Consider the following 24189-nt stretch of genomic DNA (forward strand, 5'->3'; position numbering starts at 1 on the left):
CTGCACCCGCTATGCCCGCGCCGCTTCGCCGGAGGTTGGGCATCAGCCGTCCTCCAGGTGCAGAAGCGCGAGCGTTCCGAGGAGACTCCCTACCACGGCCGGGAACCACGCCGCCACCGGCGCCGCGACCAATCCAGAGGCTCCTAAGCCCTCCATCACCTGGCGTGCCACGTAGAGCACGAAGCCCGCCGCGACGCCGCCGAGCACCATCTTGCCGATGCCACCAAAGCGGAAGAACCTTAACGAAACCGAAGCCGCCACCAGCACCATCGCCAGGAACAGCACCGGACGGGCCATCAGCACGTCGTACTGGAGGCGGTAGCGCGTGGCGTCGAGTCCCGCCCGCTCGGTCCGGGCGATCGTTTGCTTCAGTTGCCAGAAAGGCACGGATTCCGGCGGGGTGAAGCGCTGGCGCACCTGCGAGGGATCGAGCGTCGAGGCGATCAGGTAGGTGTCGTAGCTCTGCGGCTCCTGGTCCATCGCCTGCACGCGCACGTCCTGCAGCTCCCAGTAGCCGTCATGCAGGGTGGCCCGGGCCGCCTGCATCTGCTGGGTGAAGGCGCCCGCATCGTCGAAGGTGAAGACCGCGACACCGGCGAGCGTGGTGGTGCCCTCGACCGCGGTCTCGGCTCGGATGATCGCCTGGCCGTCGATGCTGCGCTGGCGGATCCACAGGTCCTTGCCGGAGGCGGCCTTCGAGGAGCGGGCGAAGATCTTGGCCTCGATCTCGGTCGAGCGCTGCTTCAGCTCGGCCGAGACCGGGTTGTAGACCCCGACGGTGAAGGCGCCGATGCCGAGCGCCACCAGGGCTCCGGGCTGGAGGAACTGCCAGGCCGAGATGCCGGCGGCGCGCGCCACCACCAGTTCGAGCTTGCGGCTGAGCTGGAGCAGGGCCGCCATGGCGCCGAACAGGACCGCGAAGGGCAGCACCTGCTCGGCCACCGCCGGGGTCCGGAACAAAGCGAGCTGCGCCATCACGGCGGCCGAGGCGCCCTCGGCGTCGCCGGCGCGCCGCATCAGCTCGACGAAGTCGAGGGTGTAGACGAGGGCGAAGACCGTGAGGAAGACCCCCAGGATCATGCGCAGGAACCGGGCCGCCAGGTAGCGGCCGAGGGTGACGCCGATCAGCATCGGCTCAGCCCGCCCGCATCCGCAGGACCGGGACGGTCCCCGAGAGCCGGCGCAGCCGCGCGGCCACGCCCGCGTTGAAGGCCCGCACCCGGTTGCCCTGGGTGGCGACGAGGAGCGACAGCGCGATCGCGATCAGCGGCACGGCGTAGACCGCGGTCACGGCGGCCTGGCTGCGCACCGCCGCGCTCGAGGCGGCGAAGCCTGCGATGCGCAATCCCACCACCGCGGCGATCGCGCCCGCCACCGCGAGCCCCCGTCCCTGGCGGGTGGTGCGGGGATCGCCGAGCGCCGCGAAGGCGATGAGGCCCAGAGCCAGCGGGTAGAGCCAGGAGGACAGCCGGTCGTGCAGCTCGGCCCGGAAGCGGCCCTTGGTCAGCTTGTAGTAGGTCTCGTCCGGGTTCGGGAACATCAGCTGCACGGTCGAGCGCTCGCGCGGCTTGTAGATCGTGTCGGAATCGGGCGGCGTGAACGCCGCGAGGTCGACGGCGTAGCGCTGGAAGGTGATGATCGAGGTGTCGCGGCTGTTCGGCTGCTGGCGATGGATGCTGCCCTTCTCGAGCACGAGGTAGGTCTGCCCGTCGAGGTCGACCGCCTGGCCGCGCTCGGCGAGGTAGACCACCGTCCGCCCGGCCTCGCGCCGGTCCTGCATGAAGATGCCCAGCAGCGCCCCGTTCGGCGCCCGCTCGCGGAAATGGAAGGTGATGCCGCTGTCGAGGGTGGTGAACTGCCCCTCCTTGACCACGTTGGCGATGAAGTCGCCGCGCACGCGGGTCAGCACGTCGCGCAGCTCCTGGAAGCTCGACGGCATCACCTGGATGGTCAGGAAGCCGATCGCCGCGCTGACGAGGAGAGCGAGGGTCAGGAACGGTCGCATCAGGTGGCGCGGCGACATGCCCGCCGCGCTCATCACGATCAGCTCGGAATCGCCGTTGAGCTTGTTGAGCGCGTAGACCACCGCGATGAACAGCGCGACCGGCGCGATCACGGTGATCAGGGTGGGCAGCGACAGGCCGGTGATCAGGAAGAAGATCAGCAGGGTCTGGCCCTTGGCGGTGATCAGGTCGAGCTCGCGCAGGGCCTGCGTCACCCAGATCACGCCGGTGAGGCCGATCAGGCACGACAGGAAGGCCCCGAGGGCGATGCGGAAGATGTAGCGCTCGATCTGTCTCATCGGCCGGCTGCGGTCGGGCCCCCTCCCGCGTCGATGCTGGTTAGGCGCCCCCTGCCGGCTGCACAAGCATCGTGTGCCCTCAAGCACGGCAAGTGCGGCCTTTTGCGGGCGGGCGCGCCCGGGCGGCCACAGATGCCCGCCCGCCGGAGGCGGGCGGTCGCACACCCGGTCGCGTTGCGCTCGAAGGCATCCCACCGCTACACAGGGCCGACGCGGCGCATCAGAGACGCGCGATCCTTGAGGACGGGACGAAAGCAACGCCATGGCGGACGGCATCAGCATCGAGATCGAATCCCTCGCCGCGTCCGGCGCGCAGGCCAAGCCCGGCGGCGACCTCGTGCTGTTCGTCGGCGAGGACCTCGCCCTGTCGCCGCGGGCGGCCGAGATCGCCGGTCCCGGCGCGGCCGAGCTGGTGGCGCGCGCGGCCGGCGTCGAGCGCTTCAAGGGCAAGGCCTCGAGCGCCCTCGTCCTCACCGCCCCGGCGGGCCTCGCGGTCGAGCGGCTGGTGGTGATCGGCACCGGCTCGGAGGACGCCTCCGCCCGCGACTGGGCGACGCTCGGCGGCTACACCGCCGGCAAGCTCGGCAGCCGGTCGGCCACCGTGGTCCTCGACTGGCCCGGCACCGTGCCGGGCTCCGACGAGGTCGCGGCCTTCTCGCTCGGCGCACGCCTGCGCGCCTACAAGTTCGACCGCTACAAGAGCAAGAAGTCGTCTGACGGCGAGGAGACCGGCGGGGGAGGGCGCCTGTCCCTGCTGGTGCCCGAGAATGCCGGCCTGAAGAAGGCCCTGCGCGGGGCGGAAGGGCTGGCCGAGGGCGTGATCCTCGCCCGCGAGCTCGTCAACGAGCCGCCGAACGTCCTCGATCCCGAGGAATTCGCCCGCCGCGCGTCTGCGCTCGAGAAGCTCGGCGTCGAGATCGAGATCCTCGACGAGAAGGACATGAAGAAGCTCGGCATGCGGGCCCTGCTCGCCGTCGCGCAGGGCTCGGCCAAGGAGGCCCGGGTCGTCATCATGCGCTGGAACGGCGGCGAGGATTCCTCCGAGGCGCCGGTGGCCTTCATCGGCAAGGGCGTGTGCTTCGATTCCGGCGGCATCTCCATCAAGGGGAGCGGCGGCATGGAGGACATGAAGGGCGACATGGCGGGCGCCGCCTGCGTGGTCGGCCTGATGCACGCACTCGCCAGCCGCAAGGCCAAGGTGAACGCCCTCGGTGCCATCGGCCTCGTCGAGAACATGCCCGACGGCAAGGCCCAGCGCCCCGGCGACATCGTCACCTCGATGTCGGGCCAGACGATCGAGATCATCAACACCGACGCGGAAGGCCGCTTGGTTCTCGCCGACGTGCTCTGGCACGTGCAGCAGACCTACAAGCCCCGCTTCATGATCGACCTCGCGACCCTGACCGGCGCGATCCTGGTGGCCCTGGGCCAGGAATTCGCCGGCATGTTCTCGAACAACGACGAGCTGGCCCAGCGACTCTCGGCCGCCGGCGAGGCCACCGGCGAGCGGGTCTGGCGCATGCCGCTGACCCCCGGCTTCGACAAGCTGATCGAATCGAAGTTCGCCGACATGAAGAACACCGGCGGCCGCCATGGCGGCTCGGCCACGGCGGCGCAGTTCCTCAAGCGCTACGTCAACGACGTGCCGTGGATCCACCTCGACATCGCCGGCGTCGGGATGGGCTCGCCGGCGACCGAGGTCAACCGCTCCTGGGGCTCGGGCTGGGGCGTGCGCCTCCTCGACCGGCTCGTGCGCGACCACTACGAGGCGTGAGCGCGCTCGCGGGCGCCCTGCCGGGCGCCGCCCCCGTGGCCGCCGCCCGGCCGGGGCGCCTCGTCGCCTTGATCCCGCTCGGGGCGGCGCTCGCCGCGGTGGCGCTCGTCGCCGTCTGCGGCACGACGCAGCGCAGCCTCGACGCGGCCGGGCTCGGCCAGTGGGCCTACGGCTTCTTCGCCGACCGCTACCCGCTGTTCTTCGCCGCGATCGCCTTCGGCGTCGTGCGGGCGGCGCTGCTGCCGCTCTCCGCGCCGGGCTGGCGCGGCTGGCTCGGCGCGCTGCTGGGCCTCGCCCTCGTCGTCGCCCTGTCGCTGCACCCGACCTATGGCGGGCTGGTGCTGCGGGCCGGCTTCTCGGTCGGCGGCGTCGCCTTCCTGTCCGGCCAGCCGATGGCGGTGGCGCAGGCGCTCGGCGCCGTGGCGGCGGCCTCGGTGCTCGGCGGTGCCCTCGGCTTCGCCACCCTCATCGCGTGGGGCCTGCCGCGCCGGGGCACCCGCCTGCGCGCTCTGATCCGGGGTTTCCTGCGCTTCGTGGCGCTGGCCTGGGCGCTCGGCGTGGTCGCGGCCGCCCGCGATCTCGGCCTGTCGGGCTTCCCGCGGCTGCCGCTCTCCAGCGAACAGGCCGTGCTGGCGCTCGGCATCGTGCTCGCGGCGTTCCTGCCCCACGCCCTCCTTAGTCTCCTCCCGACCCGCGCGTCGGTTGAATCCACCCCGGGTAGACGCTAACCGAAGGGGAAAGCCTGGGCCCGTCGAGGCACCCGGCACCGGGGAGGGTGGAGTCGATGGGCAAGGGGCCGAGCGCGATGGAACCGAACACCCCGCCGCGGCCCTGGCTCGCCGCCTATCCGGCCGGCATCCCGGCGGAGATCGAGCCGAACACCCTCGGCACCCTGGTCGAGCTGATCGAGACCGCCACGCGGCGCTTCGCCGACCGCCCGGCGATCACCTGTTTCGGCGCCTCCCTGACCTTCGCCACCCTGAAGCGCGAGGGCGAGGCGGTGGCGGCCTGGCTGCAGGCGCAGGGCATCGCCAAGGGCGATCGGGTCGCCATCATGATGCCGAACGTGCCGGCCTTCCCCATCGCCCTGGTCGGGGCGCTGCTCGCCGGCGCCACGGTCGTCAATGTGAACCCGCTCTACACCCCGCGCGAACTCACCCATCAATTGCGCGATGCCGGCGCCCGGGTGCTGTTCGTGCTGGAGAACTTCTGCCGCACGGTCGCCGAGGCGCTCCCCGATCTGCCCGGCCTCGAGCGGGTGGTGGTGGCCGGCGCCGGCGACGGGCTCGGGCTGAAGGGCTCGCTCATCACGCTGGCGGCGCGCCACCTCAAGAAGGCGGTGCCGGCCTTCGCCCTGCCGGACGAGCGCCGGACGACCTTCAAGGCGGCGCTCGCCACTGGACGCCGGGCCACCTTCAGGCCGGTCGCGCTCGGCCCCGATGATCTCGCCTTCCTGCAATATACCGGCGGCACCACCGGCGTGTCGAAGGGGGCGATGCTCACCCATCGCAACGTCGCCGCCAATGTCGAGCAGAGCCGGGTGTGGTTCGGCATGCGCGACGACGAGGGGCCGGGCCGGGTGATGGTCACGGCCCTGCCGCTCTACCACATCTTCGCGCTGACCTGCTGCTTCTTCTTCATGATGCGGCTCGGCGCCTGCTGCCTGCTGGTGCCGAACCCGCGCGACATCGGTGGGTTCGTGGCGTTGTTGCGCAAGCACCGCTTCACCAACCTGTCGGGCGTCAACACCCTGTTCAACGCCCTGCTCAACCACCCCGACATCGGCAAGGTCGACTGGTCGCGGCTCGACTACGCCATCGCCGGCGGCATGGCGATGCAGGCGCCCGTGGCGCGGCGCTGGAAGGCCGTGACCGGCAAACCGGTGATCGAGGGCTACGGCCTGTCGGAGACCGCGCCCGTCGTCGCCGTCAACCCGCCGACCCTGCACGACTGGTCGGGCACCATCGGCTACCCGGTCTCCTCGACGGAGGTCTGCATCCGCGACGCCGCCGGCACCACCCTGCCGATGGGCCAGCCCGGCGAGCTCTGCGTGCGCGGGCCGCAGGTGATGGCCGGCTACTGGGGGCGGCCCGACGAGACCGCCCGGGCGATGACCCCCGACGGGTTCTTCCGCACTGGCGACATCGCGTTGATCGAGCCTGACGGGCAGGTCCGCATCGTCGACCGGATGAAGGACATGATCCTGGTCTCCGGCTTCAACGTCTACCCGAACGAGGTCGAGGACGTGCTCGCCGCCCATCCGGGCGTGCTCGAGGTGGCGGTGGTGGGCGAGCCCTCGGCGGAGACCGGCGAGAGTGTTGTCGCCCACGTGGTCCGGCGCGACCCCGACCTCACCGCGGAGGCCCTGCGGGCCCATGCCCGGGAGGGCCTCACCGCCTACAAGGTGCCCCGCCGCTTCGTCTTCCGCGACAGCCTGCCGAAGACCAATGTCGGCAAGGTGCTGCGGCGCGCGCTGCGGGAAGGGGAGACGGTGGGGTGACCCGCGCGCCAACCCTCCCCTCCGCGGGCAGGGCCGTCGCATATGGCGGATGGGACATCGGAGGACGTCGTCCTCCCGGCCGGCCAGCTGCATCTTTGTGTGGGTGGAGGCCTTCGTCGGATCTCGGCGCAATGTGTTGAGAGCCGTGCGTCGAAGCAGGGCGATGGTGCGAGCCGCAGTGTCGTTGCGCGCGAGGATATCGTCTTCACGACATGCAACATCGAGTAGCCAATGCGCCGCGCTGCGACGGTCATTCGCTACGACGTCGTTCCGGGGACCCGGGTGGAGCGCGAGTTCAGCTTGCCCAGGCTGGCTGCGAGGTCGGCCGATGCCTCGGAGACGGCCGCAGCAACGGTGACGAAGCCCCGTTCTCGCAGAGCGTCGGCCAGGTCCTGAAGGGCGACATCGAGCTCGCGGGTCAGCACGTGCTCGCCGAGGCTCGACAGCGCCCGATGGGCGACGTCGGCCAGCCTCTCCGCCGTCGGCCTCTCGACGTGGCGCAGCAGGATCGCGAGCGTCCTGACTGCCTCCGCCAGGGTCTGCGACTGGATCGACTCCGATGCCACCACGATCACGGCCTCCAGCGCATCGGTCGCGATGACCGGAGCCGCATCTCCGTAGACGACATGAGACCCGGCATCGGCTCGAATCTCGACCTCGCCCCGGCTCCACTGCGAGATGATGTCCCGCAGAGCCTGGATGACCGTGAGGCCCGGATTGGGGTTGGATTTCGAGGTCGAGACCGAGGTCCAGGCGATGATCGAGAGCTGGTGCAAGCCGTAGGCCGTGTTGCCTTGCAGGTCGCGGCCGTCGTCGTAGGCGAACGCGGTCAGCGTCTCGTCGACGATGCTGTGGTGCGCGTCCTCGCTCAGGACGGCGCCGGGTCTGCATCGGACCCGGAACAGGGGATCGTGGACGGCGCGATACGTCCCGAGGGTGATCAGGACCTCGATCTCGACGTCGCCTCGCGCCTGCCGCTCCAGGGCCTTCTCGATACGGGCGAGGTCGAGGCCGACGACGTAACCGCTGTCGCGCGAGCGGACGAGCGCGGCATCGGCCCAACCGGGACGTCCCTCCCTGCGGGTCGCCGCCAGTAACTTGCGATCCGCGCCACGAGCCTCCAACACCTTGTCGTGGATGAACTGGATGATCTGTTCCGGTCGCATCTGATCGATGGTGTTGTAAATCATCACGATGATCAGGCACAGCGCCAGGGCCGTGAGCAGCAGGCTGAGTGCTGCCGCAAATACCGGTCGATGGTAATCCGTATTGGTAACGAGCGTCGTCAGCACGAAAACCGACAATCCGACGAAATAACCGAAATAGAATTGATTGACCTTGCGCGCCATGAACTGATCGGTCACCTGCGCCGTCAAGGCGGCGGCCCCTTGCTGCACGGCGAGAAGCAGGAGCGAGAAGGTGATGGACGTGACCGTGACGATGCTCGATGCCACGGTCGCGAGCAGGCTTCCGAGGGCCGCGCGGTCCCCCATCAACTCCCCGAGCCAGCGAAAGCCGGGAGGCGCGTGGCCGCCCGACCAGGATTTGTCGGCGAGATAGATCAGCGCGCTCAAGCCTGCGAAGCCTACAACCGTCGCGAGCGGCAGGCTCAGGAACTGCCGGAACGACCGCTTGATCGCGCTCGTGAGGCGGACCGGGATCGACGTGACGGCCTTCATGCGCGGATGTCACCACGAAGCGAGGGATGTCTGGGCGGGCCGTGCATCACGCCTCCGGAGGCGCCGGCACCTGCCCGCCGGACACGGTCCGGCGCGGCTGCAGCAGCAATGCCAGCAATCCCGTCCAGCCGGTCTGGTGCGCCGCCCCCAATCCCGCCCCGGTCTCGCCGTGGAAATACTCGTGGAACGGCACGTGATCGCGGAAGTGCGGGTCGTCCTGGAACAGCGGATCGTCGCCGAGGACCGGGCGGCGGCCGTCGGGGCCGCGCAGCACCAGACGGGTGAGGCGGGTCGACAGCTCGTCCGCGATCTCAGGCAGGGTGAGGTAATGCCCTGACCCCGCCGGGCATTCGATCTTGAACTCGGGGCCGTAGAAGCGGCCGAACTCGGTCAGGGCCTCGACCAGCAGGTAGTTGATCGGCAGCCAGATCGGGCCGCGCCAGTTCGAGTTGCCGCCGAACACGGCGGTGGTCGATTCCGCCGGCTCGTAATCGACTTCGAAGGTCTGGCCGTCCCAGGGGAAGCGGAACGGCGCCGCCTCGTGCGCCTTCGAGACCGAGCGGACGCCGTGGGGGGACAGGAACTCGGTCTCGTCGAGCATGCGGCGCAGCAGCGCCTTCATGCGGTGGCGACGCAGCAGCGAGAGCAGCACCCGGTTGCCGCGGCCCGGCTCCTCCCAGCGCGAGACCTGGGCGGCGAGGTCGGGGCGGTGGGTGAGGAGCCAGCGGGCGCGGCGGGCGAAGGCCGGAAAACGCTTGGCGAGGTCGTCGTCCAGCACCTCGACGGCGCAGAGCGGGATCAGCCCGACAAGCGAGCGCACCCTGAGCGGCACCTGGCGGCCGTCGGGCAGGCTCAAGACGTCGTAGTAGAACTCGTCGGTCTCGTCCCACAGGCCGGTCCCGTTGCCACCGACATGGGTCATCGCCTCGGCGATGGTGAGGAAGTGCTCGAAGAACTTGGTGGCGATGTCCTCGTAGACCGGATCCTCGACCGCCAGCTCCAGTGCGATGCGCATCAGGTTGAGGCTGTACATCGCCATCCAGGCGGTGCCGTCGGCCTGGTCGAGGGTGCCGCCGGTGGGGAGCTGCGCCGAGCGGTCGAAGATGCCGATATTGTCGAGGCCGAGGAAGCCGCCCTGGAAGACGTTGCGGTCGCCAGCATCCTTGCGGTTCACCCACCAGGTGAAGTTCAGCATCAGCTTGTGGAAGACCCGCTCGAGGAAGGCGCGGTCGGGCCTGCCCGTCATCGCCTGGTCCATCCGGTAGACGCGCAGGGCCGCCCAGGCATGGACCGGTGGGTTGACGTCGCCGAAGGCCCATTCATAGGCCGGCAGCTGCCCGTTCGGATGCATGTACCATTCGCGGGTGAGCAGGATCAGCTGGCCCTTGGCGAAGGCCGGGTCGATCAGCGCGAAGGTCACGCAGTGGAAGGCGAGGTCCCAGGCCGCGTACCAGGGGTATTCCCACTTGTCCGGCATCGAGACGATGTCGGCATTGTTGAGGTGCGTCCAGTCGCTGTCGCGGCCGTGGCGGCGCACCTCGGGCGGCGCCGGCTGGGCCGGGTCGCCGGTGAGCCAGCGCCGGACGTCGAAGTGGTAGAACTGCTTCGACCACAGCATGCCGGCGAGCGCCTGGCGCTGCACCAGGCGGGCATCCGGGTCCGTCACGTCGCGCTGGAGCGCGGCGTAGAAGGCGTCGGCCTCGGCGAGGCGGCGCGCCATCACGGCGTCGAAGGCCGCCGGATCGCGCTCATCCGGGCTCGCCGCAGGGCTGAGGCGGAAGCGCAACACCGCGACGCCGCCCGCCGGCACGGTGAGCCTCGTCCAGGCGGCGCATTTGGTGCCCTCGGCGAGCGGGTTCACCGCGTCGTGACGGCCCTCGACGACGCGATCGTTGATCGCGTCCTTCGGGTGAGCGGGGCCGGGGGTGCCGAAGAGGCGCCGCGCGTTGGTCTCGTTCTCGCAGAACAGGAACTCGGCCGGCTGCAGGGCTGCGAAGCGGAGCGGCGGCGAGCGCCCGCGCGTCGCCTCGACGGCGCCGGTCTCGGTCAGGCGCAGCAGCGGGCGCGGTGGCTCGGGCTCCCACGACTCCCATCCCCACGACCAGGTGTTGCGCGCGAAGACGTGCGGCAGGACGTGCAGGTCCGCCGCCTCCGGCCCGCGATTGACGATCGTGACCCGCATCAGCACGTCGTCGGGGGCGGCCTTGGCGTATTCCACCGTCACGTCGTGGTAGCGCCCGCCCTCGAACACGCCGGTCTCGGCGATCTCGTATTCCGGGCGGTTCTGCCCCTTGCGCCGCCCGTTCTCGGCGACGAGGTCGGCGTAAGGAAAGGCCGCGTGCGGGTACTTGTAGAGCATCCGCATGTACGAGTGGGTCGGGGTCCCGTCGAGGTACCACCACAGCTCCTTGACGTCCTCGCCGTGATTGCCCTCGCCGTTGGTGAGGCCGAACATCCGCTCCTTCAGGATCGGGTCACGGCCGTTCCACAGGGCGAGCGCGAGGCACCAGAGCTGGCGGTCGTCGCTGAAGCCGGCGATGCCGTCCTCGCCCCAGCGATAGGCGCGGGAGCGGGCATGGTCGTGGGGCAGATACTCCCAGGCGGTGCCGCCCGCGCTGTAATCCTCCCGCACCGTGCCCCATTGCCGCTCGCTCAGATATGGGCCCCAGCGGTGCCAGCCCTCCGCCTCGACGGCGGAGAGGCGGCGGCCCTCCTCGGTGTCGGTGAGGCAGGGGGCTGGATCGGGCATCACGGGCTCCTCCACGGATGTCACACCGGATCGAGGTCGAGCATCCGCCGCACGCGGATCAGCTCGCCGAGGGACCAGGCCTGGAACGGGCAGCCGCCGGGGCGGTGGGGCGCATCCCCGTCGGCGACTTCCGAGACGTGGCCGAGGCCGGCTTCCTCAAGATGGGCGGAGAGCGGCGGCAGGAAGCGCTCGCGCGCCTCGGCCTTCGCCTCGGGCGAGCGGCCGCGCTGGATGAGCCAGGCATCGACGAAGGGGCCGATCAGCCAGGGCCAGACCGTGCCCTGATGGTATGCGGCGTCCCGCTCCGCCGGTCCGCCCGCATAGGTGCCGCGATAATCCGGGTCGGCAGGATCGAGGGAGCGGAGACCCAGCGGCGTGAGGAGCCGCGCTTCGACCACCTCGACCACGGCCCGGGCCGGGGCGCCCGTGAGGAGCGGGTAGGGCAGGCCGCCGATGGCCAGGATCTGGTTCGGCCGCACCCTTGCATCGACCACGCCCGGCGCGTGATCGGCATCGATCACGTCGTAGAGGGCGCCCGAGGCTGAGACGAAGCGAGCGAAGCTCGCGGAGGCGCGCCGCTCCAGGTCGCGCCAGCGCGGCGACCAGCGGGCGGTGGCGATCCGAAGCGCGTTGATCCACAGGGCCTGAACCTCGACCGGCTTGCCGATGCGGGGCGTGATCACCCGGTCGCCGACCTTGGCGTCCATCCAGGTCAGCTGCACCCCCGGCACGCCGGCGCGCAGGAGGCCGTCGGCATCGGCTTCGATCCCGTACCGGGTGCCGGCGGCGTAGCCGTCGAGGATCGCCGCGCACGCCCCGGCGAGGCGCGCCCCCTCCGCCTCCGGCACGGGCCGCCCGGCGGCGGCGTGGGCGGCGAGCACGTCGTGGACCGCCACCACGTACCAGAGCGAGGCATCGACGGCGTTGTATTCCGGCGCCTCGCCCCGGTCGGGGAAGCGGTTCGGCATCATGCCCTCGCTCACCGCGCCGGCCCAGGCGAGCAGGATCGCGCGGGCCTGCGCCAGGGCGCCGGTGGCGACGAGGAGGCCGCGCAGCGCGATGAAGGTGTCGCGGCCCCAATCGGTGAACCACGGGAAGCCCGCCACCAGGGTCCTCCCACCCGGCCGGTCGACGAGATAGGCGCCGGCCGCGAGAGCGAGAGGCGTCAGCGCTTCGCGTCGCGCCCGCTCGCCCGAGACCAGGCGCTCGGCATGGGGCCCGGCGCGAACGCAGAGGCCGTCGCCGCTGCGCAGGATCATTACGCCCGCACCAGCCGCGAGGTCGAACGTGAAGGCGCCCGGGCTCGCCAGGTCCTCGACGGCGTCGAGACCGCGGTCCCGCTCCGCCGCATAGAGGAAGTTCCGGTACCACGCGGGTTCGTGCGCGTAGGCGCCGTTCGTAAGCGCCGCGATGGCCGGCAGGCCGGGGTAGGGGCGCCAGCAGACGTTGCCGCCCTGCACCGTCGCCGCGAAGGCGAAAGCCGGGTTCTCGTGGTGAAGGGCGTGATAGTCGCGGCCCGACAGGAGCGGGCGCACGGTCAGGGTGCAGGGACCGTCGCCGGCCAGGCGCTGCCAGCGCAGAAGCGTCTCGCAGGAATCGGGCTCCGCCAGCACCTCGTGCAGGATCGTGGTGCCGTCCGGCAGCACGAAGGTCCAGCGTGGCCAGGGCCGGGGGGAGAAGTCGGCGACGTGGCGCCACCCGTCCGGGTGGATCACGTCCGGCGCGTAGCCTTGCGTCGAGAGCGGGGCGGAGCCACCGTCGGTCGCGACCTCCGCCTCGAACCCGTTGACCAGCACCACACGGCCTGTCGGAGGAGTCGTCGCCGCCAGGAGCAGGGCGTGGTAGCGCCGCGTGCGCGGGCCCGCGACCGGGCCGGAGGCGAAGCCCCCGAGCCCGTCCGCCTCGAGCCACTCCCGCGGGTCGTTCACAGCCTAGTCGCCGTCGAGGGGCAGCCAGCGCCGGCCATCGCGGGCGAGCAGTTCGTCGGCCGCCTCGGGACCGGCGCTGCCGGATGCGTAGGGCTCCGGCTCGCCGCCCGCGCCCCAGGCCTTCACCAGCGGGTCGACGGCGGCCCAGGACGCCTCGATGTTGTCGGCGCGCTGGAACAGCGTGGCGTCGCCGCAAAGGCAATCGTAGAGCAGGGTCTCGTAACCGACATTCGGCTCCTGCGCGAAGAAGTCCCCTTCGCGGAAGGTCGAGCGGACGGCGCCGAGCCGCATCGACGGGCCCGGGACCTTGGCGTTGAACGTGGTGGTCATCCCCTGGACCGGATCGACCATGATCCGCAGGATGTTGGGGGCGATCTGGTCGACCGGGGTGTCGCGAAACAGCTGATAGGGGGCCGGCTTGAAATGCACCGCGATCTCGGTGCGCCGCCCGGTCATCCGCTTGCCGGTGCGCAGGTAGAACGGCACCCCGCCCCAGCGCCAATTGTCGATGGTGAGCTTGAGCGCCGCGTAGGTCTCGGTGCGGCTGTCGCCCGCCACGTGCGGCTCGTCCCGGTAGGATGGCACGGCGTGCCCCTGCACTTGGCCGGCCCGGTACTGGCCGCGCACCGCGTCCCCGGGCTGGACCGGGCGCACGGCCTGGACCAGCTTCGCCTTCTCGGTCCGGACCGCCTCGGCGTCGAAGGAGACCGGCGGCTCCATCGCGGTCATGCAGAGGAGCTGGAACAGGTGGTTGGGCACCATGTCGCGGAGTGCCCCGGTCGGCTCGTAGAAGGCGCCGCGCTCCTCGACGCCGATCGTCTCGGCGGCGGTGATCTGCACGTGATCGACGAAGTCCCGGCGCCAGATCGGCTCGAACATCCCGTTGGCGAAGCGGATCGCCATGATGCTCTGCACCGTCTCCTTTCCGAGAAAATGATCGATCCGGTAGAGCTGCGACTCGTCGGCCACAGTGAGCAGACGCTTGTTCAGCTCCTGCGCCGAGGCGAGGTCGCTGCCGAACGGCTTCTCGATCACCACCCGGCGGAAGCGGTCGTCGCCCTGCTTCAGCAGCCCGGCCTGGCCCAGATGCTCGACGATCGGCGCGAAGAACCGCGCCGCCACCGCGAGGTAGAACACCGCGTTGCCGGGGATCTTCTCTCCGATCTGCCTGTAGGTCTCGGGCGCCAGGAAGTCGCCCTTCAGGTAGTGCAGCCGGTCGCGCACGAAGCCCCAGGCGGTGGGGTCGATGTGCGTGGCGTGGAACTCCGCCGTCTCGTCCTTGGTGAAGGACTCCATCGTGTCGGAGAGGTTCTGTCGCCAGGTCTCGTCCGTGGCGTCGCTGTGGTCGACGCCCCAGATCGTCGTCGCGCCGTCGAGGAGGCGGCTGCCGGCGAGGTTGTAGAGGGCCGGCATCAGCAGGCGCTTGGTCAGGTCGCCGCCGGCGCCGAAGATCACGATGGTGCTGGGCGGGGCCGGCTTGCTGCCGGAGGCGGCGTGCCCCTCCACCGGGACGTGCGACGTCATGGGGGTCTCCTTGGCCAGCGGGTGCGACGCAGTGAAGCTCGGACCTGGAAGCTAGATCCCGCACCGCAGCAGGCAAGGGACGCGCCCGTGAGGCGGCGAGTGGGGGATGCAGACCTCTCCCGCGTCCGTCCCGCCTTTCCGGGGCACCGGCGCCGGCCTAAGGTTAGGGCTTGAGACATCTTCGAGAGCGAGCGGGACGATGGCGGACGGTACCAGGCAGGCGGGCAGCGTCGCGGTGATCGGGAGCGGCGGGATCGGAGGCTACCTGGCGGGGGCGCTGGAGCGGGCAGGCCGCCACGTGACGCTCTGCGTGCGCACGCCGTTCGATCGCCTCGTCGTCACCGACGCCGCGGGCGAGCGCGAGGTGCCCGTGCGCATCGTCGCCGATCCGAGCGAGGTGAGCGTCGCCAACTGGGTGCTGGTGACCACGAAGGCCCAGGATACCGCGAGCGCGGAACCGTGGTTTCGGACGCTGGTCGGGCCGGCGACGCGCGTGGTGGTGGTGCAGAACGGCGTCGGCCAGGCGGAGCGGGCCCGGCCGCACCTGCCGGCGGACGCGACCGTGGTGCCGGCGATCATCTACTGCTCGGTCGAGCGCACGGCGCCGGGCCGCATCACCCATCACGGCAGCACCAAGATGAGCGTGCCGGCGGGCCCGGACGGGGCCGCCTTCGCGGAGCTCTTCGCCGGCACGCCGTTCGAGATCACGAGGGAAGCGGATTTCGTCACGGTCGCCTGGCGCAAGCTCCTCAGCAACGCAGTCGTCAACCCGATCACGGCGCTGACCCTGCGCCGCATCGTGGTCTTCAACGATCCGGCGATCCAGAACCTCGCCCGCGGGTTGATGGACGAGGTGATCCGCGTCGCCAATGCGGAGGGCGCCCGGCTCACCGACGCGGACGCCACCCGGATCCTCGAGGGCTACCTGCGCATGACCGGCGACGGCGGCAGTTCGATGCTCTACGACCGCCTCGCCGGCCGCCCTCTGGAACACGCCCACCTCACCGGCGCCGTCGTGGCGGCCGCCGAGCGCCACGGGATCGACGTGCCGCTGAACCGGGCGATCCTGGCGCTGGCCGGGGCGGCGAGCGGGCAGGGGCTGGCGGGGGATCGCTAAGTAGACGTGCAGGCACGGTACGCGACAGTGGCGGATGCACGCGCCGACAGGCTGGTAACTCGTCGAAGGCCAACCCCCTATCCCGGATCTCCTTCCGCTATCGCTGCGGGCGTCCCGGAAAGGGCGAAGCGACAGACGAGGAGCTGCCGCGTCACGACCACCGCGTCCCTCACTGTCGTGCGCCGTGGCTTGGCATGGCGCAAATCTGCCTAGCTTCTTGTTTTTTTCATCTTTCTTGTCACTCAACCGGTGACCAACCCGGCGAATGACGCTTGCATGTCGTCGGTCCTCTCGACGTCAGGCTGATGCCGCGTAGCCGAATCCGCTTCGGCTCCCTCGCCAGGCGCTACTGGATCTGCGCGTCGTCGACGCCATCATGCAGGCGGTCCGCACCGTCGGGACCATCGAGGTCCCGGCGCCTGACGACGCCGTGAGGTTCGCCGCCGGCATTCCCGACGGGCCCGGCGGCGGGGCCTTCGGGCGAGTGGCGGCCCGCTACTGACCGCCGTCCCCGCCGCCGCCGCCGGTATTCGGCAGCCCGCGCTCGGGGTCGGACGAGTTCGAGGTGTTGGCGGTGTCGTTGGACCAGTTGTCGGCGCCGAGGCCGCTGCGGGCGAGGGTTCCGGTGGAACCGGGGCCCGAATTGTCGACCTGCGACCGGCTGCCCTCGAAGACTTCCTCCTGACCTTGGAACGGAGTCGTGAGCCGCGGCGGGCCCGGCTCCCTGATTTCGGCAGGATTGACCCCGGTCTGTGCGTACGCTGGCAGAGCCAGAAACACCGCGATACCGGCGAGAGACAATCTCTTCATGTATGCCTCCGGGTTCGGATCTTCCGCGTCAATTGCGGAATGGCATCTGTGATCTAGAACTTCCTGCTCGGAATGGCACTTCATCATTCCGTGAGCGGAATGCTTGCCGTGCATGGCGGGTGCTCAGTCACCACCCGGCACGATCTCGACCCACACCCGGGTCCCCTCGACCCTGACAGGATAAGTCGTGAGGTCGCGGCAGACCGGCCCGCCCTGCGCCCGGCCGGTGGCGATCTCGAACAGGCCGTAATGCGCCGGGCACTCGATGTAGCCTTCCACCACCTCGCCCCCGGTGAGGGGTACGCCGGCATGGGTGCAATGCCCCTGCGTGGCGTAGACCGCGCCGTCGACGCGGTAGAGCGCGAGGGCCACGCCGCCGGCCTCGCGGGCCAGCACCGAGCGGTCCTCGAACTCCGAAAGATCGGCGATCGGATGCCAGGTCATGGATGCGAAGTCATGATGCGAAACCCTGGATGTCGCGTCACGTTGCGGGCAGCACCTCCGCCCGGCATTCGCCGAAGCCGATCGGCACGAAGCCTTCGCGCACACCGCGCACCGTCAGGATCACCTCGTCGCCGTCCTCCAGGAAGCGGCGCTCCTCGCCGCATCCGAGGCGGATCGGTGCCTTGCCGCCCTGGGTGGTCTCGAGCAGGCTGCCGCAGGATTCCGGATCCGGGCCCGACAGCGTGCCGGTGCCGAGGAGGTCGCCGGGGCGCAGGTTGCAGCCGCCGCTCGTATGATGGGCGATCATCTGCGCCACCGTCCAGTACATGTGCCGGGCGTTGGACCGCGCGACCCGGTGCGGGGATAAGCCGGCCTCGCGGGAAGCCGAGGTCGCGAGCAGGATCTCGAGCGCGAGGTCGAGGGCGCCGCCGGCCTGGTCGGCCTCGTCGAGAAGGTAGGGCAGGGGAGCGGGATCGCCCTCCGGCCGCTGCGCCTGGGGGATGCGGAACGGCGCCAGCGCCTCGGGAGTGACGATCCATGGCGAGATCGTGGTGGCGAAGCTCTTTGCCAGGAACGGCCCGAGGGGCTGGTACTCCCAGCCCTGGATGTCGCGGGCCGACCAGTCGTTGAGCAGGCAGAACCCCGCCACCTGCCCGGCGGCCTCGCCCACCGCAACCGGCGCGCCGAGTTCGTTGCCGGGTCCGATCCACACCCCGAGCTCCAGCTCGTAATCGAGCCGGCGCGACGGGCCGAAGACCGGGGCATCGCGATGCGGCGGCTTCGCCTGGCCATGCGGCCGGCGCACCGGCACCCCGGAGGGCCGGATCGACGAGGCGCGGCCGTGATAGCCCACCGGCACGTGCTTGTAGTTCGGCAGCAGCGGCTGGTCGGGCCGGAGCTGCCGTCCAGTCTGGGTGGCGTGATGGATGCCGACGAAGAAATCGGTGTAGTCGCCGATCCGCGCCGGCAGGTGCAGCGTGCAGGACGACGCCGCGTGCAGGAGCGGCGGCACCCGCTCGCAGTCCGGGCTCTCCGCCCGCAGGAGCGCGAAGAGCTGGTCGCGCAGGGCACGCCGCGGGCCGGCGCCGAGGGCGAGCAACCCGTTGAGATCGCCGGATTCGGCGGCGGCCACCGCCCGCGCCGCCTCACCGGTGAGGAGCCCCGCCGCCTGCGCCGCCGGCAGATCGAGGACATGATCGCCGATCGCGACGCCGGCCCGCTTCGCCCCGTCGGCGAGCGAGAACACCCCGAGGGGCAAATTCTGGATCGGGAAGTCCGGATGCCCGTCGGCACCCGGCACGCAGCAGCGAACGGCAGGGTCGTGCGTGTGGTCGAGACCCGTCCGGGTCGGGGTCCGCATCACCGCGCCTCCGCCCGGCTCGGATCGACATGTTTCACCAGCCTGCGCCCGCAGGTCCCGTCATCCGCCTGCCGAGCCGGAGTCCCGGCGGCTTCAGGCTCCACGCTCGACGCCTTCTCGAGCGCGACGGCATCCGGCCCGTGCGTCGGCAGCGTGTCGTGCAGCGACGCCCCGCTCGGCTCGAAGCCGCCGCCGGTCTTCGCGTCGCCGAAGCCCGAGAAGTCGCCCGGCGTGAACCAGAAGCCGGTGGCGGCGGGACGAAGCCCGGACAACGCCTGAACGGTCATGCCGGCGACCCTTTCCTGCCCTGTCGATTGGTTTCGGATGCAACTTTCTTCCCTCGATAGGAGCGGCCGGAACCGGCGTCAAGCGGAGGGGCGGTTGCGCTCGGGCCGGCCCTGAGGCACAGCATCGGGCATGATCGCGGTGGATTGGGGAACGAGCAGTGCCCGCGCGTACCGGCTCGCGCCGGACGGGGCGGTCCTGGCGCGGCGTGAGGGCACGGGGGGCATCCTGCGGGTGCCCGAGGGCGGCTTTCCGGCGGCCCTCACGGACATGGTCGGCGACTGGCTGGCGGCCGGCGAGACCCGGGTGCTGCTCTCCGGCATGGTCGGCAGCCGCCAGGGCTGGCAGGAGGCGCCGTACCTCGCCTGCCCGGCGGGGCTCGACGCGCTGGCGGGCGCCGTCGTGCCGGTGCCCTTCGCGGGTGCGACGGTGCGGCTGGTGCCGGGCCTGAGCGCCGAGGACGCGTCCGGAACCCCCGAGGTGATGCGCGGGGAAGAGGTCCAGGTCTTCGGGGCGCTCGCTCGCGGGGACGAGGACGCGCTGATCTGCCTGCCCGGCAGCCACGCCAAATGGGTGCGGGTCGCGGGCGGACGCATCGCCGGCTTCACCACCAGCATGACCGGTGAGGCCTTCGCGGCCTTGAGCGGCCACACGATTCTCGGCCGGATGATGACCGGGTCGGCGGAGCCGGGCCCGGCCTTCGAGGCGGGCGTCGCCCGCTCGGCCGACGACGGCGGGCTGCTCCACCACCTGTTCGGCACCCGCGCCCTTGGGCTGTTCGGCCGGCTCGCGCCGGAGGACGCGGCGAGTTACCTGTCGGGCCTGTTGATCGGGCATGACGTGGCGGGCGCGATGACCGAACCGGCGCTGGTGCGCCTCGTCGGCTCCGGGCCGCTGATGGCGCTCTACGGCCGGGCGATCGCCCTCAGGGGCGGCGAGGCGGTTGCGGGCGATCCGGACTCCGCCGCCCGCGGCCTGGCGCTGATCGGGGAGAGAACCGAATGGATGTGACGGGCTGGCTCTCGCGCTGCCCCCTGGTGGCGATCCTGCGCGGCGTGCGGCCGGACGAGGTCGAGGCCATCGGCGAGGCGCTGGTGGCGGCGGGCGTGGCGATCCTCGAAGTGCCGCTCAACTCGCCCGAACCGATCGAGAGCGTGCGCCGGCTGGCGGCCCGTCTCGGCGACCGGGCGCTCGTCGGCGCCGGTACGTTCCGCCGCGAGGCCGAGGTCGAGGCGGTGGCCGATGCTGGCGGGCGCCTCCTGGTCACGCCCCATGCCGATCCGGCCCTGGTGCGCGCCGCCAAAGCCCGCGGCATGGTGGCGATGCCAGGCTTCCTGACCCCGGCCGAGGCGTTCGGGCTGCTCGATGCCGGGGCCGACGCGCTCAAGCTGTTCCCGGCCGAGGCCGGGGGCCCGCCGATGCTGAAAGCCCTGCGGGCGGTGCTGCCGACGGGCACGCCGCTGCTCCCGGTCGGCGGCGTCGATGCCCGCAGCCTCCCGGCCTGGCGCGAGGCAGGGGCCAGCGGCTACGGCTGCGGCTCCTCGCTCTATAAGCCCGGCGACACGCCGGAGCAGGTCGCCGCCAAGGCGAAGGCCCTGATTGCCGCGCTCTGAGCACCGCGGGCGGGCGGCCCCGCACCTCGACCCGGTGCAACTCCCGCTCGCTCATCAGGCCCCACCCCATGGCGACCTCCCGCGTTCCGCAAAACAGGGGAGCGTGCCATTCCTACTTGGCTCAGGTGGGACATTCCGACTTTGCGCCTACAAGCGCGATTCGCATAAGGTAGGTTATGGAACATCGAAGCTGGTCAGGGGCGTCCGGCGTGGGCTGCATCGCGTCCGAAACGCTGGGGTTCCCCTTCTGACGGACGCGGACCCCGTGCATCATGGCACCATGACCGACTGTCCCGAACGGGTGATCGCACGCCTCCGCGAACTCCCGCCCGAAACGCAGGACACGATCGCCTGCGCCATGCCGGTGCGGGTCGATGCCGCGTCGGAGCCGGTCGCTCTCACCCCGGAGGACAAGGCCTCTCTCGCCAGGTCGCTCGAACAGGCCGCCCGGGGCGGGTTCGCCGGCGACGAGGAGGTCGAAGCGATCCGGGCGAAGCATGGCCTCTGATCCCGCGCATCCGCCGACCGCCAACCTCTTCGCCGGCCTGCCCGCTACACCCGGGGCCGACGAGACCCTCGACATCCTGGCTGAAGGTCCGTGGGCCCGCATCGAGCGGATCGTGTCCACCGGCCAGGCCAGCCCGCCGGGCTTCTGGTACGACCAGCCCTGGGACGAGTGGGTCGTGCTGCTCACCGGCACGGCCGGCTTGCACCTGCACGGCGAGCCGGAGCCGCGGCAGCTCGTTCCCGGCGACCACCTGCTGATCCCGGCGCATCTCCGCCATCGCGTCGAGTGGACGGATCCGCACGCACCGACGGTCTGGCTCGCGGTCCATCTTCAGCCGGCGGATCAGCCGTCGACCTCGACCGTGAGCCCGTCATAGGCCGGCACCACCCCGGGCGGCAGGCGCCGGCTCAAGGCTTCGTAATCGAGGTCGGTGTGGAGATTGGTCAGGATGGCGCGACGCGGCGCCACCTCCTCGATCAGCGCCAGGGCGTCCGGCACCGAGAAATGGGTCGGATGCGGCGTGTCGCGCAGGGCGTCGATGATCAGGAGGTCGAGGTTGCGCAACCGAGCCTTGGCGGCCTCCGGCATGGTGCTGACGTCCGGCGCGTAGGCCGCGTCGGCGAAGCGGAAACCCAGGGCCTTCTCCTCGGGCCCGTGCTCCATGGCGAAGGCCGTGGCGGTCACCGGCCCGCCCGGGCCCTCGACGGTTACCGGCGCGCCGGTCTCCAGGGCGTGCAGGTCGAGGATCGGCGGGTAGAGGCTGCCCGGCCGCGAGGTGAAGCAGTAGGCGAAGCGGGCGCGCAGCAGCGCGGAGGTGTCCTCGTCGGCATGGACCGGAATGCGCCGGCGCATGTGGATCACCAGCGGGCGCACGTCGTCGATGCCGTGGGTGTGGTCGGCATGCGAGTGGGTGAACAGGATGCCGTCGAGGCGCGTCACGCTGGCGTCGAGGAGCTGCTCGCGCAGGTCCGGCGAGGTGTCGACGAGGAGTGTGGTCGCCTCGCTCTCGGCGTCCCGGCGCTGAACCAGGAGCGAGCAGCGCCGGCGCCGGTTGCGCGAATCGGCCGGGTCGCAGGCGCCCCAGCCGTAGCCGACCCGCGGCACGCCGCCCGAGGAGCCGCAGCCCAGGATGCGAAGGGTCAGGGTCGGCATGTGGTGGAAACCCTCAGCGGTGCGCGGCGGCCTTGTCGAACAGGCGGTAGAAGTTGTCGGTGGTGAGGCCTGCGAGGTCGTCGGGGGTCATTCCCACGGTCTCGGCCAGCACCCGTGCGGTGTCGGCGACGAAGGCCGGCTCGTTCGGCCGGCCCCGGTGCGGCACGGGCGCCAGATAGGGCGCGTCGGTCTCGACGAGCAGGCGCTCGCGCGGCACGGCGGTCGCGATCGCCCGGATCTCGTCGGAGTTGCGGAACGTGACGATGCCGGAGAACGACACGTACAGCCCGAGTTCGACGCCGATTTCGGCGAGGCGCCGCCCCGACGAGAAGCAGTGCAGCACCGCCCGGAACTCGCCGCGGGCCATCTCCTCGATGAGGATCTCCGCCACGTCCTCGTCCGCCTCGCGGGCGTGGATGACGAGCGGCAGCCCGCTCTCCCGCGCCGCCGCGATGTGGGTGCGGAAGACCTTTTGCTGCACGTCCCGCGGCGCGTAGTCGTAGTGGTAGTCGAGCCCCGCCTCGCCGATGCCGATGCAGCGCGGGTGGCGCGACAGGGCGACGATCTCGTCCGCCGGCACGTCCGGCTCCTCGGCCGCCTGGTGCGGGTGGGTGCCGACCGTGAACAGCACCTCCGGATGCGCCTCGCTCAAACGCCGGTAGGTCTCGAACCGGCGCACCCGGGTCGAGATCGTCACCATGCGGTCGATCCCGGCGCTCCTCGCCCGGGCCAGCACCTCGGGCAGCCGCTCGGCGAGGCCGGGCGAGTCGAGGTGGCAGTGGCTGTCGACCAGGCTCACGCCTCGGGCTCCACGTAGCGCGGGAAGATCGGGCTCGGCGCCGGCAGGGCCGTGCCGGGCACGAGCCGGTGGTCCGCACCGACATCGGCGAGGCTGCGCGCCTCGGGCACCACCGCCAGGAGGTCGAGGAGCCGGGCGGCGGCGCTCGGGATGAAGGGCTGGACCAGGATGCCGACCGCCCGCAGCACCTCGGCGGTGGTGTACAGCACCGCCTCCATCCGCGCCGGGTCGGTCTTGCGCAGGGTCCAGGGCTCCTGGCCGGCGAAATAGCGGTTGGCCTCCGCCACCACGGCCCAGATCTCGGCCAGCACCGCGTGCAGGGCGAGATCCTGCATCAGCCCCCTCGCCTTCTCCGGCAGTGCGTCGGCGAGCGCGAGCAGCGCCCGGTCGGCCGCCGACGGCTCGCCCGCCTTCGGAACCTGGCCGCCGCAATTGCGGGCGATCATGGTCAGCGAGCGCTGGGCGAGGTTGCCGAGATCGTTGGCGAGGTCGGCGTTGAGGCGGTTGACGATCGCCTCGTGCGAGTAGCTGCCGTCCTGGCCGAACGGCACCTCGCGCAGCACGAAGTAGCGCAGCGGATCGACGCCGTAGGTGTCGGCGAGGCCCACCGGATCGACGACGTTGCCGACCGACTTCGACATCTTCTCCCCCTTGTTGAGGAGGAAGCCGTGGCCGAAGACGCGCTCGGGGACCGGCAGCCCGGCCGACATCAGGAAGGCCGGCCAGTACACCGCGTGGAAGCGGATGATGTCCTTGCCGATGACGTGGAGGTCGGCCGGCCAGTGGCGCCAGCGCGGGTCGGCCTCGTCCGGGAAGCCACAGGAGGTGATGTAGTTCGTGAGCGCGTCGACCCAGACGTACATCACGTGGGCCGGATTGCCCGGCACCGGCACGCCCCAGTCGAAGGTGGTGCGGCTGACCGACAGATCCTGCAGGCCGGAGCGGACGAAGCTCACCACCTCGTTGCGCCGCGTGTCCGGGCCGATGAAGTCCGGATGGGACTCGTAATGGGCGAGCAGGCGCTCGGCATAGGCCGAGAGCCGGAAGAAGTAGCTCTCCTCCTCGACCCACTCGACGGGCGTTCCGGTCTTCTCCGCCCGGCGACTGCCGTCGAGCGCCGTGACCAGCTCGGATTCGTCGTAATAGGCCTCGTCGCGGACCGAGTACCAGCCGGCATACTTGGCGAGATAGATGTCGCCGTTCTCCTCCATCCGGCGCCACAGCGCCTGCGAGGAGGCGATGTGGTCGGCGTCGGTGGTGCGGATGAAGCGGTCGAACGAGCAGTCGAGCCGCTCGGCCATGGCGCGGAAGCGCGGCGCCATGTCGTCGACGAAGGCGCGGGGGCTGATCCCGGCCTTGGTCGCGGTCTGCTGGATCTTGAGCCCGTGCTCGTCGGTGCCGGTGGTGAAGAACACGTCGAAGCCGTCGAGCCGCTTGAAGCGCGCGATGGCGTCGGCGGCGATCACCTCGTAGGCGTGCCCGATATGCGGCACCCCGTTGGGGTACGAGATGGCGGTGGTGATGAAGTACGGCTCGCCCGCCACGACAGGTTTCCCGGATTTGGCTTCGGATCGGTCGGAGCGCCCACGGGCGCGCCCATCCGAGCCTTAGAGCAAATTCGGGCAGCGGTGCCCACCCCTCCGGA

General features: G+C 71.0%; 22 protein-coding genes. 9 read left to right on the forward strand and 13 right to left on the reverse strand.

Annotated elements, in window-relative coordinates:
• Positions 1–42: 42 nt before the first annotated feature.
• Both lptG and lptF read right to left on the reverse strand, forming a co-directional pair.
• Positions 43–1131: an LPS export ABC transporter permease LptG gene (gene lptG / locus MFF64_RS17245; protein ID WP_099904646.1), complete on the reverse strand. Its 1089-nt coding sequence runs from the start codon at positions 1129–1131 to the stop codon at positions 43–45.
• A 4-nt stretch (positions 1132–1135) separates the two neighbouring features.
• Entirely contained in the window at positions 1136–2302 is a 1167-nt protein-coding gene (lptF, locus tag MFF64_RS17250) for an LPS export ABC transporter permease LptF (RefSeq protein WP_099904648.1), read from the reverse strand.
• A gap of 262 nt (positions 2303–2564) precedes the next feature.
• Between lptF and MFF64_RS17255 the strand changes: the two genes are divergently transcribed.
• From MFF64_RS17255 to MFF64_RS17265, 3 genes are all read left to right on the forward strand, one after another.
• Positions 2565–4076 carry a leucyl aminopeptidase gene (locus MFF64_RS17255; RefSeq protein WP_238191687.1) on the forward strand — a complete coding sequence of 504 codons (1512 nt, stop codon included), beginning with the start codon at positions 2565–2567 and terminating at the stop codon, positions 4074–4076.
• A complete protein-coding gene (locus MFF64_RS17260; protein WP_238191689.1) occupies positions 4073–4804 on the forward strand; it encodes an SLC5/6 family protein in 732 nt (243 codons plus the stop codon). Before MFF64_RS17255 ends, MFF64_RS17260 begins: the two co-directional genes overlap by 4 nt.
• 77 nt (positions 4805–4881) lie before the next feature.
• Positions 4882–6576: an AMP-binding protein gene (locus MFF64_RS17265; protein WP_099902247.1), complete on the forward strand. Its 1695-nt coding sequence runs from the start codon at positions 4882–4884 to the stop codon at positions 6574–6576.
• 257 nt (positions 6577–6833) lie between these two features.
• Here the strand turns inward: MFF64_RS17265 and MFF64_RS17270 are convergent, their stop codons facing one another.
• From MFF64_RS17270 to zwf, 4 genes are read right to left on the reverse strand one after another with little or no spacing between them, the layout of a single operon-like run.
• A complete protein-coding gene (locus MFF64_RS17270; protein ID WP_238191691.1) occupies positions 6834–8255 on the reverse strand; it encodes a DUF2254 family protein in 1422 nt (473 codons plus the stop codon).
• Between the two features lie 46 nt (positions 8256–8301).
• Complete coding sequence (locus MFF64_RS17275) at positions 8302–11004, reverse strand: MGH1-like glycoside hydrolase domain-containing protein (RefSeq protein ID WP_238191693.1); 2703 nt, start codon at positions 11002–11004, stop codon at positions 8302–8304.
• 20 nt (positions 11005–11024) lie between these two features.
• Positions 11025–12932 (reverse strand): amylo-alpha-1,6-glucosidase, encoded by a 1908-nt coding sequence (locus MFF64_RS17280; RefSeq protein WP_238191695.1) that lies wholly within the window; start codon positions 12930–12932, stop codon positions 11025–11027.
• Between the two features lie 3 nt (positions 12933–12935).
• The gene (gene zwf / locus MFF64_RS17285; protein WP_099903282.1) at positions 12936–14456 is read right to left on the reverse strand and encodes a glucose-6-phosphate dehydrogenase; all 1521 of its coding nucleotides are present in this window, start codon (positions 14454–14456) and stop codon (positions 12936–12938) included.
• Positions 14457–14655: 199 nt separating this feature from the next.
• On the opposite strand from zwf, the gene MFF64_RS17290 reads away from it, so the two are divergent.
• Both MFF64_RS17290 and MFF64_RS37850 read left to right on the forward strand, forming a co-directional pair.
• A complete protein-coding gene (locus MFF64_RS17290; RefSeq protein WP_165795742.1) occupies positions 14656–15573 on the forward strand; it encodes a 2-dehydropantoate 2-reductase in 918 nt (305 codons plus the stop codon).
• A 376-nt stretch (positions 15574–15949) separates the two neighbouring features.
• The gene (locus MFF64_RS37850; protein ID WP_273557156.1) at positions 15950–16075 is read left to right on the forward strand and encodes a hypothetical protein; all 126 of its coding nucleotides are present in this window, start codon (positions 15950–15952) and stop codon (positions 16073–16075) included.
• On the opposite strand, the gene MFF64_RS17295 is transcribed toward MFF64_RS37850, so the two are convergent.
• The 4 genes from MFF64_RS17295 to MFF64_RS17310 are packed head-to-tail and all read right to left on the reverse strand — an operon-like array spanning position 16069 to position 18474.
• Positions 16069–16497 carry an ATP-grasp domain-containing protein gene (locus MFF64_RS17295; RefSeq protein ID WP_238191697.1) on the reverse strand — a complete coding sequence of 143 codons (429 nt, stop codon included), beginning with the start codon at positions 16495–16497 and terminating at the stop codon, positions 16069–16071. The genes MFF64_RS37850 and MFF64_RS17295 overlap by 7 nt on opposite strands.
• Before the next feature lie 9 nt (positions 16498–16506).
• On the reverse strand, positions 16507–16827 hold the full coding sequence (locus tag MFF64_RS17300) for a Rieske (2Fe-2S) protein (RefSeq protein ID WP_238191699.1): 321 nt from the start codon (positions 16825–16827) through the stop codon (positions 16507–16509).
• 37 nt (positions 16828–16864) lie between these two features.
• Complete coding sequence (gene fahA, locus MFF64_RS17305) at positions 16865–18187, reverse strand: fumarylacetoacetase (RefSeq protein ID WP_238191701.1); 1323 nt, start codon at positions 18185–18187, stop codon at positions 16865–16867.
• Positions 18187–18474: a homogentisate 1,2-dioxygenase domain-containing protein gene (locus MFF64_RS17310; protein WP_099903869.1), complete on the reverse strand. Its 288-nt coding sequence runs from the start codon at positions 18472–18474 to the stop codon at positions 18187–18189. Before MFF64_RS17310 ends, fahA begins: the two co-directional genes overlap by 1 nt.
• Positions 18475–18604: 130 nt before the next feature.
• Between MFF64_RS17310 and MFF64_RS17315 the strand changes: the two genes are divergently transcribed.
• The 4 genes from MFF64_RS17315 (at position 18605) to MFF64_RS17330 (ending at position 20969) form a co-directional block, all read left to right on the forward strand.
• The gene (locus MFF64_RS17315; protein WP_099903871.1) at positions 18605–19483 is read left to right on the forward strand and encodes a 2-dehydro-3-deoxygalactonokinase; all 879 of its coding nucleotides are present in this window, start codon (positions 18605–18607) and stop codon (positions 19481–19483) included.
• Positions 19474–20085 (forward strand): 2-dehydro-3-deoxy-6-phosphogalactonate aldolase, encoded by a 612-nt coding sequence (locus MFF64_RS17320; protein WP_099903873.1) that lies wholly within the window; start codon positions 19474–19476, stop codon positions 20083–20085. Before MFF64_RS17315 ends, MFF64_RS17320 begins: the two co-directional genes overlap by 10 nt.
• A 280-nt stretch (positions 20086–20365) precedes the next feature.
• Positions 20366–20593 carry a hypothetical protein gene (locus MFF64_RS17325; RefSeq protein ID WP_099903879.1) on the forward strand — a complete coding sequence of 76 codons (228 nt, stop codon included), beginning with the start codon at positions 20366–20368 and terminating at the stop codon, positions 20591–20593.
• Positions 20583–20969 (forward strand): cupin domain-containing protein, encoded by a 387-nt coding sequence (locus MFF64_RS17330; protein WP_099903875.1) that lies wholly within the window; start codon positions 20583–20585, stop codon positions 20967–20969. Before MFF64_RS17325 ends, MFF64_RS17330 begins: the two co-directional genes overlap by 11 nt.
• On the opposite strand, the gene MFF64_RS17335 is transcribed toward MFF64_RS17330, so the two are convergent.
• From MFF64_RS17335 to metG, 3 genes are read right to left on the reverse strand one after another with little or no spacing between them, the layout of a single operon-like run.
• On the reverse strand, positions 20936–21745 hold the full coding sequence (locus tag MFF64_RS17335) for an MBL fold metallo-hydrolase (RefSeq protein ID WP_238191703.1): 810 nt from the start codon (positions 21743–21745) through the stop codon (positions 20936–20938). The genes MFF64_RS17330 and MFF64_RS17335 overlap by 34 nt on opposite strands.
• A gap of 13 nt (positions 21746–21758) precedes the next feature.
• Complete coding sequence (locus MFF64_RS17340; RefSeq protein WP_238191706.1) at positions 21759–22544, reverse strand: TatD family hydrolase; 786 nt, start codon at positions 22542–22544, stop codon at positions 21759–21761.
• On the reverse strand, positions 22541–24088 hold the full coding sequence (metG, locus tag MFF64_RS17345; RefSeq protein WP_099907258.1) for a methionine--tRNA ligase: 1548 nt from the start codon (positions 24086–24088) through the stop codon (positions 22541–22543). The genes MFF64_RS17340 and metG overlap by 4 nt, the downstream gene beginning before the upstream one ends.
• Positions 24089–24189 lie beyond the last annotated feature (101 nt).

Source organism: Methylobacterium frigidaeris (assembly GCF_022179185.1).
Lineage (GTDB): Bacteria > Pseudomonadota > Alphaproteobacteria > Rhizobiales > Beijerinckiaceae > Methylobacterium > Methylobacterium frigidaeris.